The sequence below is a fragment of the Stenotrophomonas sp. GQ19 genome (assembly GCF_059758695.1).
Window position 1 is genome coordinate 186,824 of the sequence record NZ_JCAXES010000004.1, and the last position, 14,119, is coordinate 200,942.

A 14,119-nucleotide genomic window follows, 5' to 3' on the forward strand; every position below is an offset into this window, starting at 1 on the left:
GCGATGAAGTTGACCCTCCCCACCTGGCTCACCCTGCTGCGGATCCTGATGATCCCGGTGCTGGTACTGGTGTTCTACCTTCCCTACAAATGGACCAATTTCGCCTCCGCGGCGATCTTCGGCCTGGCCGCCATCACCGATTGGCTGGATGGCTGGATCGCCCGCCGCTACAACCTGGCATCCGCGTTCGGCGCGTTCCTGGACCCGGTGGCCGACAAGCTCATGGTGGCCGTGGCGCTGTTCCTGATCGTGCAGGGGCATCCGACCGCGTGGATGGCGGTGTGGGCGGCGGTGATCGTCGGCCGCGAAATCGCCGTGTCGGCACTGCGCGAGTGGATGGCCGAGATCGGCCAGCGCGCCAAGGTGCGCGTGGCCCTGATCGGCAAGGTCAAGACCACCGCGCAGATGGTGGCGTTGTTGTGCCTGCTTTATTCGGTGGCACCGCATACGCCGATGCAGGACATCTGGATGGGCGTGCAGGTGTTCCACATTGGCGACTGGACGCTGGCCATTGCGTCGATTCTCACGTTGTTCTCGGGCCTGCAGTACCTGCATGCCGCGTGGCCGAGCCTGCGTGAAGACGAGCGCCTGGCCCGCGAAACCGCGCGTGCGAAAAAGAATGCGTAAGGGCTGTTGACACCTGCGCATTTGGTTGTAGAATTTCGCCTCCCAAGCGGGAATAGCTCAGTTGGTAGAGCGCAACCTTGCCAAGGTTGAGGTCGCGAGTTCGAGTCTCGTTTCCCGCTCCAGATACAGGTTTCCAAGGCGATTCATCGCGGTGGAGGCCAACAGAAAAAGCGACCGGAAGGTCGCTTTTTCTGTTTCTGCTGTTGGCCCAGGTCGATCACGGCGACGCGTCGGGCGCGGCTATGCAATCGTCCTGGAAGGTTAGCCGCTCATCGCGGATGCCGACGCAACGTTGCACGCGCCTGTCGTCGTGCATGGCCGCAAAGCTCACCAGCCAAGGGGACGGCACGGGATGGAGGGCGGCCGCAGGCTCAGCACCCAGGTCCACGGCCTGCTCGATGGAGTGCAGGCAGCTCTGCAAGAGCACGAAATCGTGCATCACCAGCGCGCCGTTGCGCACCGCAAGCAGCAGCAATCCGTCTTCTTGCCCTGCGCCGCAGTAGCCCATCGGGGCAGTGGGATTGGACGGGGCGCTGACGAACAGCAGCACGCTGCTGTCGGGTTCGGCGGTGAGGCGGTGCCGGCCGATCGCCAGCACAGTGTCTGACCTGGACAGCGCATCGCGCAGCGTCGTGTTCACCCGAAGCTCGGTTTCGCCGGACGCAGACAGCAGCCGCGCGCTGCCTTGGCGGCTGTCGATGCGCAGGCGTGCACCGCTGCCATCGGCCAACGGCACGCTGATGGGCGCCGGTGCAGCCCTCAACGGCAGCGTGAGGGTAGCGGCGACCAACAACAACGCCACGCCAACCCTTCGCGACACATCGCGTGTGAACGTGCCCGGCAACGGGGTCATCGCCCCCCTCCGGTTCGGGCCTGGCACCAGGTGCGTGCATTGGTGTGATCGAAGCCGGGGCAGCTGTTCTGGATGGGGATATACACGTAGGCGGCGTCTTGTCGATAAATGAAGTGGTAGTAATTGCGCCGATCCCGGCCGTATAGCCAGTAGTTGGATGAACCTTGGTTGATCACATAGGGTTCGAAGAAAAAAATCGACGACTCGGCAGGGATGACATTGCTGCCGTCCAATAGCAGCATCATCGCGTTCGAGGCGAGATTCGTTGACAGGCTGCAGGTGAGCGCTGCTGCCAGCACGGCGGCGCTCCACCAGCCGATCCACGTGTTCAATGGGGCTTTCATGGCAGGCATTCTTCCACGTGGCGGGCGCCGCCACACCTGCCCCTGTCGCTTCATCCTCGCTTCACCGGCACTTCATTGCCTCCCCCTCCATGCATTCGATCCTGTGCGCCTCGACCGCACAGGACACCCCGTTGATGGAGACGTCTTCTACCGCCTACGACTGGGACCTTGTCGTCGTTGGTGCCAGCTTCGCCGGCGCGGCCTGCGCGCTCGCCGCCGTCCAGTACGGCCTGCGCGTGTGCGTGCTGGAACGCAAGGCCGATCCCGGCGCGCGCCTGCACACCACCGGCATCATCGTCAAAGAGGCCATCGAGCAGACGTGGCTGGGCCGGGCGCCGGGTGAGTTGCTGCAACGTGTGGAGCGGGTGCGGCTGTATGCCCCCAGCCTGCGCAGCGTGCTGCTGGCCGCACCCGGCTACTACTTCATGACCACCGACACGCCGAACCTGCTGCGCTGGCTGGCGGCCGAACTGTGCGCCAACGGGGTCGACCTTCGTCTGCAGCAGTCGTTCACCCAGGCACGGCGCGACGGTGACGGCTGGCAGGTGGAGGGGGCAGGGCGCACGCGCTATCTGATCGGTGCCGACGGCGCCACCTCACGCGTTGCGCAGCGCACCGGGCTGGGCCGGGTGCAGGACAATCTGTACGGGGTGGAGCAGGAGTTCGCCGGCGTCCAGCTGGCCGAAGCCGGGGCGCTGCACTGTTTTGCCAGCAAGCGCTTCGCCCCGGGGTACATCGGCTGGGCGGCGCAGAATCCGACCGGCGTGCAGATAGGGCTGGCGCTGCGCCATGATCCGACCCATGCACGGCAGCCCGATATGGAGGGATTCCTGCAGCATGTGCGGGATGTGGTGGGTCTGCCGGCTGCGGCGGTGCCGACCGCCACGCGCGCCGGGCTGGTGCCGTGTGGCCTGCCGGACGGCCCGATCACCGCGCCCGGGGTGATCCTCACCGGCGACGCGGCCGGCATCGTGTCGCCGCTGTCGGCCGGCGGCATCCATTCGTCCTGGCGGCATGGCTGGGCCATCGGCGATGCCGCCGGCCTGCACCTGCGCGGCAATGGGCCGCCCGCAGAAGCGGTGGCGCGCAAAGCAGCACCTACCTTCCGCCCCAAACGTCTGCTGCGCTGGGCGATGGACCACCTGCAGATGGACTGGCCGCTGGATCTGGTGCTGCACTCCGGCGCGATGCGGCGGGTGGCCGAGCAGGTGTATTTCCATCGGCGCGGGATGCGGGTGTAGTGGCCCCGCTTTCCGATGAACAAGCATGTTGACGGCGTGAAGGAATCCCGACACAATAGCGCTCCTTCGACGCAGGTCGATGGGCCGGCAGCCTCCAGCACTTCACGGTGCGGTGCAGCCGGGGCAAGCGAAAGTCTGCGGGAATAGCTCAGTTGGTAGAGCGCAACCTTGCCAAGGTTGAGGTCGCGAGTTCGAGTCTCGTTTCCCGCTCCAGATTTCGACAGGGCCCCCTTGGGGCCTTGTTTTTCTCCGCGGTGGCACGCGGGCATCCTGATCGGCAGCGCCGGCGGGGATGTGAAATAAAGTGTGAAAAGGCTGGTGTGTTACCTGCGGTTTCGGTAAGATACGCGCCTGATTTTGCGGGAATAGCTCAGTTGGTAGAGCGCAACCTTGCCAAGGTTGAGGTCGCGAGTTCGAGTCTCGTTTCCCGCTCCAAATCCTGACCAGGCCCCGTTCTCGGGGTCTTGTTTTATCGGGGTATCATTGCCCGGTAAGCTGTAGGGTCACCGGCCTGGTGGCAGAGTGGTTATGCACCGGACTGCAAATCCGTTGAGATGGGTTCGATTCCCGTCCAGGCCTCCAAATTGATCACGCATAGAGCCCGCGAAAGCGGGCTTTATCGTTTGTCGGATCGCCTCCCATCTGAACGCTTCAGCGACGTGGTTTATCTGCCCGGCTGAAAGTGACAGCATCTCCCTTCCATCCAAGGATCCGCCCATGCCCCTTCGCGCGATTGCCTACGTCAGTGAGGCGCCCGCCGGCTTGTCCAGGACCGCCCTGGATGCGTTGGTCGACGATGCTGCCCGCTTCAACACCGTAGCCGGCGTCACCGGCGTGCTGTTGTTTGATGGTGGCCGGTTCCTGCAGTACTTCGAAGGCCCGGATGACGGCATGGCTGCCGTGCACGAGCGCATCCTCCAGGCACGCAGTCACCATGGCATCGTGGAGCTGTGCCGAGGCCGCGTGCCCCAGCGCTATTTCCCGTTCTGGGGCATGCGCTGGCTGGGTGTCGAGCCGGCCCTGATCCGCCAGTTGTCGGCGGGCGACTGGGCCGGGTTTGCGCGCCGGGTCAATGACGGCGCGGCGGTAAGCACCGGTCTGGACCGGTTGCTTGACCTGCTGGCGCACACCCTGCCCGCGCCCCCGGCCATGCCGGCGGCGGCGGGGTAAGTCGACCGCCTCTGGCGGCCCGGTCTTCACCGCGTCGGCACGATCGGTTGACCACGATGCAGGCTCGTTCACTTCCGAGGTCCTGCCATGACACTGGTCCAGCTGTTTGCCGCCACCGGGGCGCCTGGCTCGTTCTGGGCATCACCCAGCAACGTCAACGGCATGCTCTGGCTGGCGATCGGCCTGGCCGGCATCGGGTTCTCGCTGGTGCTGGCCAAGGCGCTCAAGCGCTTCAATGGGCTGGTGTGGGCGCTGCTTGGCGTGGGGATCGCCATTTGCGGCTACGGGGTCTGGCGGCTGGCGTCCTAGCCGGGCCGCGTAGCGGTTTCTGACATCACCCTGTCAACACTTTCCGCCCATCCTGCCTGGACGGAACGGGCGCGGCGCATCTGAACCATTCAGCGATGTCCTCGTCAAAGTGTCTCCTGCCGATTGACTTGGTGCGAGGACCGTGCAAATTTTGGGTGAAGCGCAAGTGAACCTGTACCACGCAGGGTGGTAGCTCGTCTCCGATGCAAGGCAAGTCCAAGGGAGGTCGTATGCACTACGACGTACATGACTTGGCAAGTGGCGTGCGCACCGAGCTGGAAGCCAGTTACAGCAAGCATGGCTGCGGCCCGGAATTCTGGACCACCTACCAGCAGGTGCTGGAGCGGTTGGTGCCCAAAGGGCGCAGCCGTACCCAGGTCACCAATGAATTGGCGTTGATCATCGAGCAGTTGGGGATCGTGCGGCGCGCGCAGATGGTGCCGCCACGCAGTACCCGCCTGCGCTGAGTTTCCGGTCGGGGGACCGGTGCCATTCGGGGGAATGGCGGCCGTGGGGCAAGGGGTCAGTGGTCTATAGCCGATGCAGTCCGACACCCAGCAGCACCAGCAGGGTGATCAGTGCTGTGAGCGTGCGGGGCCGCAGCCAGCGCGTGCGGCGCTGCTGCATGTGGGCCGTGCTGGCATGGCGGAGCAGCCCGGCCGGGAACTGCCGCGCGCGCATCTGCGTGTTGCAGGCGTCCACGCAGGCACCACAGGCGATGCAGTCCGCATGCGGCCCACTGCGCACATCCAACGCCATTGGACACACCGTCACGCAGGCACCGCACGCCAGGCAGTCGCCGAGCCGGTCGGCCGTAAAATGCGGCATCGGCCCCGCCAAGGCGGGATGGGCGGCGCGGAAGGCGTAGTCGCTGGCGCTGACCGCATCGAGCAGGCCACGGCCGCGCTGCATCACCGCGCCCGGCCCGTGCGCACGCGGCCCCCTCGGTTCGCCACGGCGTGCGTCGTACTGCACCTGCGGGGTGTCCGCGTCACACAGGCTCGGGCAGATCCGCGCGAACGGGCACAGGTCGATGCACACCTGCTGGCGCAGGAAGCCGGCGTTGCCCCAGGTGGCCAAGGCGTAGAAGGCTACCCAGAAGGTTTCCCAGCCGCTCCAGGTCGGCGGCCACAGCGTGCCGACCAACGTCTGCATCGGGCTGAACAGGCCCACGAAGGTCACCCCGGTCCACAGCGCCACCACCGCCCAGAGCAGGTGTTTGGTCGCGCGCGCCAGCACAGGCTGGCGCAGGTGGCGCGCCGTGGCCTGCTCGATCCAGCGGAACAGACGGCTCCACAGGGTCTGCGGGCAGCCGTGGCCGCACCACACCCGCCCCGCCAGGGAGGTCAGCAGCACCAGGCTGGTGGCCATCACCGCCAGCAGCCCCAGCAGAACCCCGAGGTCCTGCGGCCACAGGGTCAGCCCGAACAGGTCGAAGCGGCGCCCGGGCAGGTCGAACAGCAGCGCCTGGCGACCGTTCCAGCGCAGCCACGGCAGTGCGTAGAAGGCGGCCAATAAGGCGGCCGACAGCAGCGGACGCCAGTGCGGCATGCGTCGCCCACGCGGCGGCGGGGCAGGGTCGACCAGGTGCAGGTGCAGGCGGGCTGGCATCGTCACCCCAGCTGCTCGTCGTCATCGTCGCGGCGCGGCGGCCGTGACAGGTACCAGGTCAGGCCACTGGCGGCGGCGGTTACCGCCCAGAACATGAAAAAGCCCAGCGTGTAGCCCAGCTCACGGCTCAGCGCGTGCTGCGGAAAGCTGATGTCGCGCAGCTGCAGCGGATCGACAATGGCAAAGAACACCATGCTGGCCAGGCCAGCGGCGACGAAGCTGGGCCACAAGATGGCGCCCCATTGCTGGATCAACAGCCGGCGGCGGCGGGCCCCGGGTGGGTCGTGCAGGTCGGTCATTGCAGCCACGGTCAGTGTTTGACTCACAGACTAGGGCGCACGATCTGCGCCGACATTGATCCTGATCAAGATGGCGCGCCGCCTGCGCGCGCATGCTCGGCACCACGCGCAGCACCCCACCGGCCGTAGAGAAACCGCATGCAGCATCCGCCCGTCACCGCGTTGCCCACGCCATCGCTGGACCTGTGCAGCGAGCAGGAGGTCACCCGGCTGGTGCACGATTTCTACGCGCGTGTGCGCGAAGAGCCGCGCCTGGCCCCGGTGTTCACCGCCCGCGTGCACGACTGGGACGCGCACCTGGCGCAGCTGGTCGATTTCTGGTCGGCGATGCTGCGCGGTACGCGCCGCTTCAACGGCGCGCCGATGCCCAAGCACATGGCCATGGACGAGCTGGACCGCGACCTGTTCGACCGCTGGCTGCAGCTGTTCCGGCAGACCACCGCCGAATGCGCCAACCCGCCGATGCAGCGCCTGGCCGATGACGTGGCCACGCGGATCGCCGATACCTTCTGGCGCCGCTTCCAGATGCTGCGCTGGCCGCAGTTGCCGATCGCCGGCGCCGCGCGCCTGGATTGATCTGGCTCAATGCGCGCGCGGCCGGCCGCGCGCACGCTGGCGGCATGGACATCACCTCGCCTGCTGCCGCCGGGCTTGCCTGGCACTTCGACCCGGACCTGCTGCGTCGCCACGACCGGCCCGGCCCGCGCTACACCTCCTATCCGGCCGCACCGCATTTTCACGACGGCTTCGGCGCGCATGCGCTGCGCGCGGCCATCGGCGCCAGCAATGCCAGTGCCCGGCCGTTGTCGCTGTATGTGCATGTGCCGTACTGCAGCAGCCCGTGCTTCTACTGCGGCTGCAACCGGGTAATCACCCGCGACCACAGCAAGGGCGTGGCCTACGTGGCGCGCGTGCTGAGCGAAGCGGACCAGATCGCGCCGCTGTTTGATGGCACGCGCGAGGTGATCCAGCTGCACCTCGGCGGCGGCACGCCCAACTTCCTCGCCGCCGCGCAGTTGCGCGAACTGATCGATGGCCTGCGCGAGCGGTTCCGCTTCAGTACCGCCGCGCACCGTGACTTCTCCATTGAACTGGACCCGCGTTTCGTCAGTCCAGACGACATCGCCACGCTGGCCGCGCTCGGCTTCAACCGGGCCAGCCTCGGCATCCAGGATTTCGACCCGGTGGTGCAGCGGGCGATCAACCGCGAGCAGGGTGTCGAGCCGACCTTGGAGATCCTGCGTGCCTGCCGTGCAAACGGCCTGCGCTCGGTCAACGTGGACCTGATCTACGGCTTGCCGCACCAGACCCCGGCCGGCTTTGCACAGACCCTGGAAACGGTGTTGCGCGAGCGGCCGGACCGGCTGGCCGTCTATGGCTATGCGCACCTGCCGCACCTGTTCAAGGCGCAACGGCAGATCCCCGATGCGGCGCTGCCCAGCCCGGAGCAGAAGCTGGCCCTGTTGGGGCTGGCGGTGCGGCGCCTGTCGCTGGCCGGCTACCAGTACGTGGGCATGGACCACTTCGCGCTGCCCGACGAAGACCTGTCGCAGGCGCAGCGTGCCGGCCACCTGCACCGCAATTTCATGGGGTACACCACCCATGCCGACACCGACCTGGTGGGGCTTGGCGCCAGCGCCATCAGTCATATCGGCGACAGCTACAGCCAGAACCCGCGCGACCTGCCGGGCTGGGAAGCGGCGGTGGATGCCGGGCGGTTGCCGGTGTGGCGCGGCCTGCAGCTGGATGCCGACGACGTGGTGCGCGCTGAACTGATCGGCCAGCTGATGTGCCAGGGTGAGGTGGACGGTCGCGCGCTGGCCACGCGCCATGGGCTGGATTTCGACGGCTATTTCGCCGACGCGCTGGTGGCGTTGCAGGCCTTGCAGCACGATGGCCTGGCCGAGTACGCCGACGGCGTGGTGCGCGCCACCGAGCGTGGCCGCCCGCTGCTGCGGCTGCTGGCGATGTGCTTTGATCGCTACCTGGCACGCCCGGACCAGCCGGTACGCTACTCGCGCGCCATCTGAGGGCCGGTCATCGGCGCGGTGATGCGCGTGTAGTACCCTCCGCTGGCCTCGGCCAGTGGAGTGCTGCATGAAGAAAATGCTGTATTTCTGGGCAGCGTACCTGCTGTTTTTCGCCCTTCCGTTCCCGTGCATCCTGTACTACAGCATCGGTTATCCAGTCGATGCCGCCGAGCGGACGTCGCCCGCCGTGGCCACCGTGTGGTTGGCGTTGTCGATCCTGCTGTGGGCGCTGCTGGCAGCGGCCTATGTGCATACGCTGTTGCGGGCGCCGTTCCGCGCCCAGGCGCGCACCCGGGCGATCCAGCGTGCGGCGATCCGCCGCCGCGCCCGCGTGGTGCAGGCGCAGGACACCGGTCGGCTGATGCGGGGCTGGCGGGTGTGGAACCTGACCCTGGCCTTCGACAATCTGTCCGGCACGCCGATCCAGGACCAGATGCTGGCGGTGGACAGCCAACCGCAGCTGCAGCGGTTCGTGGTCGACAACCAGCTCGATGCGCTGCTCAGCGATGATCCGGGCGGGTATCCCAACGTGGTGCTGGAAGGGGCGATGCCGGAGATCGACCGGGGTCGGCTGCTGCGCCGCGCGTTGATCGGCGTGGTGCTGCTGGCTGCGCTGGCCGCCTACTACGCCTGGTGCTGGAACGACCCGGGGCAGGGGAACGGGCAGGGCTGGACGTTCCTGGCCCCGTGGCATCCGCTGCTGGTCATGCCGGCCTGCCTGTGCGGTTATCTGGTGCTGGGCCGCCTGTTCACCCGCATGGCGGGGATCGACCGGCGCGCCGAAGCCCTCCACTACCGCGGTATCGGGGTCGAGGCCCGGGTGCTGCACGTGCGCCAGACCGGCACCGAGATCAACGCCCAGCCGCAGTTGGCGTTCCAGCTGGCCTTCGAGGACCGGCAGGGCACTACGCACACGGTTACCGTGCGCAAGGTGGTCAGCCTGCTGGACCTGCCCCGGGTCCCGCGTGAGCGCGCGCGCATTCTGTACCACCCCGATGACCCGTCGCAGGTGCTGATGCCGGACCTCTGAAACGCCCGTGCATTCCCAAACCGGGCGCGATCAGGCACCCTATGCCCCGCGTTGCCCGGATGGCGAAACTGGTAGACGCATCGGACTTAAAATCCGCCGGAGGCAACTCCATGCCGGTTCGATTCCGGCTCCGGGCACCAAACAATGTTGATGAGCAAGCCGCGCGAGGTCCAGCTGCTCTGGACCGTCAACGCCAGATTCGATCAACGATCTGACGACCGACAGAAGGATGAACATGCCTCCTTCCAACCTGCGCTTTGTGCTGCGCAGCAGGCGTACTGGCGGCGGGTTGACGCCGCCAGTGGCATCACGTGTTACTGGCAGAAATCCCGGACGCACTCGTCGCGCAGCTGCGTACATACCGGGACACTGCGGCCATCGGCCAGGCATTGCCGGTATTGATCGTTGCAGAACACGCGACCGGCGTTGCAGGCGATGGGATCCGCGTTGGCGATGGAACCGAATGCCAACAGCGCAATGAACGAAGCGACAGAAAGCCGAATCTTCCCTTTCATCCTTGTCTCCGTTGTTGTCAGGCCCGAATGGGCAGCGCCAGCGTATGAGAAAGCGCCATACGGTTATGTGACCGCTATCGCGGAGTTTCCGTGAAGGCGAGGGAGCTGCAGCAGGGCGGGACCGCCAACCACGTGCTGCCCGGAGTGGCCGCCGGGTCCACGCCGAATACCGGTAGCATGGGCGCTCCCTCGCCAGCCTGCGCCGCCGCCATGCTTACCCTCCATATCGGCAACAAGAACTACTCGTCCTGGTCGATGCGTCCGTGGGTGCTGATGACCCAGGCGGGCATTGCGTTCGATGAAGTGCTGCTGCGGTTCGACAGCTTCGATCCCGACTCGCAGTTCAAACGCCAGGCCATGGCGCTGTCGCCGTCGGGCACGGTGCCGGTGCTGGTGGATGGCGACTTGGTGGTGTGGGACACGCTGGCGATCGCCGAGTACCTGGCCGAACGCTTCCCCGACCGCGCGCTGTGGCCGCAGGCGGTGGAGGCGCGTGCCCTGGCGCGCAGCGTATGCGCGCACATGCACAGCGGATTCGGCGCGCTGCGCCAGCACTTTCCGATGAACATCGAAGCCACGTTGCCCGAGGTGGGCGCACGCGTGCTGCGCGAGCAGCCGGCCGTTGTCGACGACCTGCAACGCCTGCAGGCGCTGTGGGAACGCCTGCTGGCGCGCCACGACGGCCCATTGTTGTTCGACCAGTTCAGCAGTGCCGATGCCTTCTTCGCGCCGGTGGTGATGCGCCTGAAAACCTATGCGGTGCCGGTCAGCCCGCGCGTCCAGCGCTACATGCAGGCGGTGCTGGCATTGCAGGGCGTGCAGCAGTGGGTGGCGGGCGCGCTGGCCGAACACGACTTCCGCCCGTTCGAAGAGCCGTACCGGCAGGCACCGGACGCGCGCGACGGCGGTGAATGACCTTCGCCGGTGCACCACCGGGCCTGCCACGCAGGGATGAACCTGGACGCTCTGTTCAACCAGCGCATCGCCGCGTTCGTGCAGGGTGGGCCGCCTGCGTGCGCGCCGGGGCCGCTGTTCCATGTCGAGGATGACGGGCAGCCCGGGCGTTGGCACCTGTCGGCCCGTGACCACCGTGGCCGTCCGATCGCGCTGGTGCGCTGGCATGACGTGATCCGGGTGCCTGCGTTGGCGTGCCGCATGCGCGACCGTGGCTACACCGATGCCGATATGTATGCGCTGCTGCTCGTGCTGACGCGGGCGGCCAACCTGTTTGCCATCGACGCCGGGCAGCGCAGCAACAAGGACTACGCCCTGTTCGGCCACGTGCTGCACCTGTTGACGTTGACGCAGCCGACAGACGCGCACCTGGCACTGCGCCAGCATGCGCTGTACTTCCTGCTGTTCGAGCTGGACGTCGATGATGAAGCGCGGGACCGCGTCCAGTTCGGCGAAGGACGCCTGCTGTTCCATGCCGAGCGGCTGGGCCCACGCCCGCTGTCGGTCGTTGTCGGCGCGATGTATGAGTGTCTGACCCTTCCTCGCCGACGTTTCGCACCGTTCCTGGAAGTGGCCCGCGCGTTCCACCTGGGCTGGGTGCACTGGCTGGAAACGCCAGCGCCGCCGCCCTGGCGCTTGGCACTGCACCCACCCCATGCAGAGCTGGCGCATCCGGATGTCTTCCTGGCCACGCTGCGCGATGACGAAACGCGCATCTTCGACGCGATGATTGATACCACGTCACCCCAGGCGAGTACGGCGGCGGAATTGGTGTCCCGCCTTGTGCTGATGCACTACGGTCTGCACGTGCTGCGCCATACGCCCGAGGCGGTGCTGCGGCTGCGTGACTACGTGGGCGACCCGACGCGCTTTTCGCTGATGCTGCGCGCGCTGGTCACGCAGGGCGCGGTGCCGGACCGGGGCCGGTTCGATGCGCTGGGTCTGAGCAGCTGTCTCGTCCCCGCCGGATGACCGCGCCGGTCAGTTCGCGGCGGGTACTGGGCCCGCATCCAGGGCCAGCAGGGCGTGTGCATATTTCTGCGTCAACCGCTGCGACACCGCCGCGGGCAGGTACTGCAGGCGCGCCGGATCGCTGTTGTCGGCAATGTCGGCAAGCTTGACCTTCCGCGCCAGCGGGTTGCGTGCGATGGCGGCGTAGTAGTCGTCTGCCGGTACCTCCTTGCGCCGGGTGAGGCAGGCGACCGCCGCACGGATGTGCGCGGGGAACTGGTCCACCTCGGCCGCGAAGTCCGGGCAGTCTTCCACCACGTCGTGCAGCCAGGCCACCGCTTCGGCGTCAGCGTCGCCACGCACACGCGCGGCCACACGCGCGACATGACCGATGTACGGGTGGCCGGCCTTGTCGATCTGGCTGGCATGGGCGCGGCGCGCGAGCGCCTCGGCACTGCGAAGGGTATCGATGGCGCATTCTCCTGGGGACCGATGGCTCCATTATGCGGGCAGCGGCCAAACGCAAACTTTACGCAGGCGCGCCGCTGTCCCCGTAGGCTGCGTTCGACCCCAACACAGGCAAGGCAGCATGGCGAGCGCGGCACGGGCAGGGAAGGCGGTGGCGGTACTGGCGATGGCGTTGTGGTGCGCGGCTGGCGCGCAGGCCCAGGCCCCTACGGGTGGGCCGACGGTGGTCGATCTGGCGCCGGTGGTGGTATCCGGTGTGCAGCCCGGTCCGGGCATGTGGAAGGTGACCGGCAGCGATGGCCATGCGCTCTGGATTCTGGGCACGGTGTCACCGTTGCCGGCCAAGCTGGACTGGCGTGCCGATGAAGTCCAGGCGGTGATCGCCAGCGCCGATGAAGTGCTGGGCCCCCCCGGCTGGACGGTGGACGCCGACATCGGGGTATTCAGGGGATTGACCCTGCTGCCCTCGGCGATGAAGGCCGCGCACGATCCGCAGGGCCGGCGCCTGGACGAGATCCTGCCGGCGGCGCTGTATGCACGCTGGCTGCCGCTCAAACAGCGCTACATGGGGCGCGACCGCGGCGTGGAGAAGGACCGTCCGCTGGTGGCCGCCGCCCGCCTGTACGGCGATGCATTGAAGTCGGTGGGGCTTGGCGGCAGCAAGCCGATGACCCGTGTGCTGGAGAAGGCCTACAAGGCACGGGGCCTGAAGCCGGTGCCGACCCGGGTGGCGATCCGGGTGGAGGACCCGCGCGCGGCGCTGAAGGAAATGCGGGGCAGCACGCTGGCCGATGTCGCGTGCTTCCAGCGCACGCTTGATGTGGTGGAACACCAGTTGCCGCTGCTGGTGGAGCGGGCCAACGCCTGGGCGGTGGGCGACACCGGGGCGCTGCAGCACTTGGCGGTGCAGAGTCAGTACGACGCCTGCGTGGGGGCGATTGCCGACAGCGAGGTTGGGCGCCGTCGTGGCCTGGCCGGGGTGGACAAGCAGGCGGCCGACAAATGGGTGCAGATGGCGCGGGCCGCGCTGGGGCGCAACGCAACCACCTTCGCGGTGGTGCCGGTGGCGTTGCTGGTGCAGCCCGGTGGCTATCTGGCGCGCCTGGAGCAGGCCGGGTTCGAGGTCCAGGCGCCCTGAGCCTGCGACAAGCGGACGCACGCCTGCCGGTGCCGTGGCGCCCCGTGATCATCTATCTACACATGCAGGTTCGTGGCATAGTCGAAGCAGTTCTCAGGGGAGTTCTGACTGCATGCCGTTGCGTGCGATCGCCTACACCAGCGTCGCCTTCGAAGGGATTCAAGCATCGGATATCGATCGCATCCTTGCCGCGGCGACAAGCTTCAACAAGGTCGCCGGGGTCACCGGCGTGCTCATGTTCGACGGCACCCGTTTCCTGCAGTATTTCGAAGGCCCCGAAGACGGCGTCGATTCGGTCTACCAGCGTGTCCTGAATTCGCGCAGCCATCTGTTCCTGCGTGAGCTGGCGCGTGGCTCGGTCCTGACCCGCCACTTCCCCCGGTGGACGATGGCATCGGCGGCGATCGAACCGCAGGTGCTCACCGGCATGATCGAGACCGCCTGGGAGGGCTTCAGCCCTGCAGCGCCGATCGAAGGGCAGGGCCGGGTGGGGTTCGCCCGTCTGCTTGAATTGTGGACCGGGGTAACCGGTGAACTGGAACCGGCGGCGGTCATGCTCGGCTCGTAACGCAACTGTTC

18 protein-coding genes and 5 tRNA genes are annotated in these 14,119 nt (G+C 67.1%); 17 read left to right on the forward strand and 6 right to left on the reverse strand.

Features of this window, described 5'->3' with window-relative positions; all coding sequences use genetic code 11:
* Positions 1-3 precede the first annotated feature (3 nt).
* Both pgsA and AC6CHL_RS10035 read left to right on the forward strand, forming a co-directional pair.
* Positions 4-627 carry a CDP-diacylglycerol--glycerol-3-phosphate 3-phosphatidyltransferase gene (gene pgsA / locus AC6CHL_RS10030; protein ID WP_447592867.1) on the forward strand — a complete coding sequence of 208 codons (624 nt, stop codon included), beginning with the start codon at positions 4-6 and terminating at the stop codon, positions 625-627.
* Positions 628-673: 46 nt separating this feature from the next.
* A tRNA-Gly gene (locus AC6CHL_RS10035) sits at positions 674-749 on the forward strand.
* A gap of 95 nt (positions 750-844) precedes the next feature.
* Here the strand turns inward: AC6CHL_RS10035 and AC6CHL_RS10040 are convergent.
* Entirely contained in the window at positions 845-1,480 is a 636-nt protein-coding gene (locus tag AC6CHL_RS10040) for a hypothetical protein (protein ID WP_498294282.1), read from the reverse strand.
* Positions 1,477-1,824, reverse strand: a complete 348-nt coding sequence (locus AC6CHL_RS10045; protein ID WP_038689224.1) for a hypothetical protein — start codon at positions 1,822-1,824, stop codon at positions 1,477-1,479. Before AC6CHL_RS10045 ends, AC6CHL_RS10040 begins: the two co-directional genes overlap by 4 nt.
* 134 nt (positions 1,825-1,958) lie before the next feature.
* On the opposite strand from AC6CHL_RS10045, the gene AC6CHL_RS10050 reads away from it, so the two are divergent.
* From AC6CHL_RS10050 to AC6CHL_RS10080, 7 genes are all read left to right on the forward strand, one after another.
* Complete coding sequence (locus AC6CHL_RS10050; RefSeq protein WP_498294283.1) at positions 1,959-3,065, forward strand: NAD(P)/FAD-dependent oxidoreductase; 1,107 nt, start codon at positions 1,959-1,961, stop codon at positions 3,063-3,065.
* A 137-nt stretch (positions 3,066-3,202) separates the two neighbouring features.
* Positions 3,203-3,278 (forward strand) — tRNA-Gly (locus AC6CHL_RS10055).
* A 146-nt stretch (positions 3,279-3,424) separates the two neighbouring features.
* Positions 3,425-3,500, forward strand: a tRNA-Gly gene (locus AC6CHL_RS10060).
* 73 nt (positions 3,501-3,573) lie between these two features.
* Positions 3,574-3,647 (forward strand) — tRNA-Cys (locus AC6CHL_RS10065).
* A 135-nt stretch (positions 3,648-3,782) separates the two neighbouring features.
* Positions 3,783-4,235 carry a BLUF domain-containing protein gene (locus AC6CHL_RS10070; protein WP_320488284.1) on the forward strand — a complete coding sequence of 151 codons (453 nt, stop codon included), beginning with the start codon at positions 3,783-3,785 and terminating at the stop codon, positions 4,233-4,235.
* 87 nt (positions 4,236-4,322) lie between these two features.
* Positions 4,323-4,544: a hypothetical protein gene (locus AC6CHL_RS10075; protein WP_498294284.1), complete on the forward strand. Its 222-nt coding sequence runs from the start codon at positions 4,323-4,325 to the stop codon at positions 4,542-4,544.
* Between the two features lie 230 nt (positions 4,545-4,774).
* Entirely contained in the window at positions 4,775-5,011 is a 237-nt protein-coding gene (locus AC6CHL_RS10080) for a hypothetical protein (protein WP_038689216.1), read from the forward strand.
* A gap of 64 nt (positions 5,012-5,075) precedes the next feature.
* Here AC6CHL_RS10080 and AC6CHL_RS10085 read toward each other — a convergent pair whose 3' ends face one another.
* Complete coding sequence (locus AC6CHL_RS10085) at positions 5,076-6,095, reverse strand: 4Fe-4S dicluster domain-containing protein (RefSeq protein ID WP_498294375.1); 1,020 nt, start codon at positions 6,093-6,095, stop codon at positions 5,076-5,078.
* 62 nt (positions 6,096-6,157) lie between these two features.
* Positions 6,158-6,454, reverse strand: coding sequence for a hypothetical protein (locus AC6CHL_RS10090; RefSeq protein WP_038689212.1), 297 nt, complete (start codon positions 6,452-6,454; stop codon positions 6,158-6,160).
* Between the two features lie 138 nt (positions 6,455-6,592).
* On the opposite strand from AC6CHL_RS10090, the gene AC6CHL_RS10095 reads away from it, so the two are divergent.
* The 4 genes from AC6CHL_RS10095 to AC6CHL_RS10110 all read left to right on the forward strand — a co-directional run bounded on the left by AC6CHL_RS10095 (position 6,593) and on the right by AC6CHL_RS10110 (position 9,654).
* Entirely contained in the window at positions 6,593-7,030 is a 438-nt protein-coding gene (locus AC6CHL_RS10095; protein WP_038689210.1) for a group III truncated hemoglobin, read from the forward strand.
* 44 nt (positions 7,031-7,074) lie between these two features.
* Positions 7,075-8,484: an oxygen-independent coproporphyrinogen III oxidase gene (gene hemN, locus AC6CHL_RS10100; RefSeq protein ID WP_498294376.1), complete on the forward strand. Its 1,410-nt coding sequence runs from the start codon at positions 7,075-7,077 to the stop codon at positions 8,482-8,484.
* Positions 8,485-8,551: 67 nt separating this feature from the next.
* Positions 8,552-9,514 (forward strand): hypothetical protein, encoded by a 963-nt coding sequence (locus AC6CHL_RS10105; protein ID WP_038689208.1) that lies wholly within the window; start codon positions 8,552-8,554, stop codon positions 9,512-9,514.
* Positions 9,515-9,567: 53 nt separating this feature from the next.
* Positions 9,568-9,654: transfer RNA gene (locus AC6CHL_RS10110), tRNA-Leu, on the forward strand.
* A gap of 174 nt (positions 9,655-9,828) precedes the next feature.
* Here the strand turns inward: AC6CHL_RS10110 and AC6CHL_RS10115 are convergent.
* Positions 9,829-10,029, reverse strand: coding sequence for a hypothetical protein (locus tag AC6CHL_RS10115; protein WP_038689206.1), 201 nt, complete (start codon positions 10,027-10,029; stop codon positions 9,829-9,831).
* A gap of 210 nt (positions 10,030-10,239) precedes the next feature.
* Between AC6CHL_RS10115 and AC6CHL_RS10120 the strand changes: the two genes are divergently transcribed.
* On the forward strand, positions 10,240-10,944 hold the full coding sequence (locus AC6CHL_RS10120; RefSeq protein WP_498294285.1) for a glutathione S-transferase family protein: 705 nt from the start codon (positions 10,240-10,242) through the stop codon (positions 10,942-10,944).
* Between the two features lie 36 nt (positions 10,945-10,980).
* The gene (locus AC6CHL_RS10125) at positions 10,981-11,955 is read left to right on the forward strand and encodes a hypothetical protein (protein ID WP_498294286.1); all 975 of its coding nucleotides are present in this window, start codon (positions 10,981-10,983) and stop codon (positions 11,953-11,955) included.
* 9 nt (positions 11,956-11,964) lie between these two features.
* Here AC6CHL_RS10125 and AC6CHL_RS10130 read toward each other — a convergent pair whose 3' ends face one another.
* The gene (locus AC6CHL_RS10130; RefSeq protein ID WP_498294287.1) at positions 11,965-12,309 is read right to left on the reverse strand and encodes a phosphohydrolase; all 345 of its coding nucleotides are present in this window, start codon (positions 12,307-12,309) and stop codon (positions 11,965-11,967) included.
* A 214-nt stretch (positions 12,310-12,523) separates the two neighbouring features.
* On the opposite strand from AC6CHL_RS10130, the gene AC6CHL_RS10135 reads away from it, so the two are divergent.
* Both AC6CHL_RS10135 and AC6CHL_RS10140 read left to right on the forward strand, forming a co-directional pair.
* Positions 12,524-13,540 (forward strand): TraB/GumN family protein, encoded by a 1,017-nt coding sequence (locus AC6CHL_RS10135; protein WP_498294288.1) that lies wholly within the window; start codon positions 12,524-12,526, stop codon positions 13,538-13,540.
* 112 nt (positions 13,541-13,652) lie between these two features.
* Positions 13,653-14,108: a BLUF domain-containing protein gene (locus AC6CHL_RS10140; protein WP_038689196.1), complete on the forward strand. Its 456-nt coding sequence runs from the start codon at positions 13,653-13,655 to the stop codon at positions 14,106-14,108.
* The last annotated feature ends 11 nt before the right edge of the window (positions 14,109-14,119 follow it).

Excerpts from the sequence above, each read along its gene's own strand:
- pgsA (WP_447592867.1), top strand. The coding sequence starts at position 4 with ATGAAGTTGACCCTCCCCACCTGGCTCACCCTGCTGCGGATCCTGATG.
- AC6CHL_RS10040 (WP_498294282.1), bottom strand. The coding sequence starts at position 1,480 with ATGACCCCGTTGCCGGGCACGTTCACACGCGATGTGTCGCGAAGGGTT.
- AC6CHL_RS10045 (WP_038689224.1), bottom strand. The coding sequence starts at position 1,824 with ATGAAAGCCCCATTGAACACGTGGATCGGCTGGTGGAGCGCCGCCGTG.
- AC6CHL_RS10050 (WP_498294283.1), top strand. The coding sequence starts at position 1,959 with ATGGAGACGTCTTCTACCGCCTACGACTGGGACCTTGTCGTCGTTGGT.
- AC6CHL_RS10070 (WP_320488284.1), top strand. The coding sequence starts at position 3,783 with ATGCCCCTTCGCGCGATTGCCTACGTCAGTGAGGCGCCCGCCGGCTTG.
- AC6CHL_RS10075 (WP_498294284.1), top strand. The coding sequence starts at position 4,323 with ATGACACTGGTCCAGCTGTTTGCCGCCACCGGGGCGCCTGGCTCGTTC.
- AC6CHL_RS10080 (WP_038689216.1), top strand. The coding sequence starts at position 4,775 with ATGCACTACGACGTACATGACTTGGCAAGTGGCGTGCGCACCGAGCTG.
- AC6CHL_RS10085 (WP_498294375.1), bottom strand. The coding sequence starts at position 6,095 with ATGCCGCACTGGCGTCCGCTGCTGTCGGCCGCCTTATTGGCCGCCTTC.
- AC6CHL_RS10090 (WP_038689212.1), bottom strand. The coding sequence starts at position 6,454 with ATGACCGACCTGCACGACCCACCCGGGGCCCGCCGCCGCCGGCTGTTG.
- AC6CHL_RS10095 (WP_038689210.1), top strand. The coding sequence starts at position 6,593 with ATGCAGCATCCGCCCGTCACCGCGTTGCCCACGCCATCGCTGGACCTG.
- hemN (WP_498294376.1), top strand. The coding sequence starts at position 7,075 with ATGGACATCACCTCGCCTGCTGCCGCCGGGCTTGCCTGGCACTTCGAC.
- AC6CHL_RS10105 (WP_038689208.1), top strand. The coding sequence starts at position 8,552 with ATGAAGAAAATGCTGTATTTCTGGGCAGCGTACCTGCTGTTTTTCGCC.
- AC6CHL_RS10115 (WP_038689206.1), bottom strand. The coding sequence starts at position 10,029 with ATGAAAGGGAAGATTCGGCTTTCTGTCGCTTCGTTCATTGCGCTGTTG.
- AC6CHL_RS10120 (WP_498294285.1), top strand. The coding sequence starts at position 10,240 with ATGCTTACCCTCCATATCGGCAACAAGAACTACTCGTCCTGGTCGATG.
- AC6CHL_RS10125 (WP_498294286.1), top strand. The coding sequence starts at position 10,981 with ATGAACCTGGACGCTCTGTTCAACCAGCGCATCGCCGCGTTCGTGCAG.
- AC6CHL_RS10135 (WP_498294288.1), top strand. The coding sequence starts at position 12,524 with ATGGCGAGCGCGGCACGGGCAGGGAAGGCGGTGGCGGTACTGGCGATG.
- AC6CHL_RS10140 (WP_038689196.1), top strand. The coding sequence starts at position 13,653 with ATGCCGTTGCGTGCGATCGCCTACACCAGCGTCGCCTTCGAAGGGATT.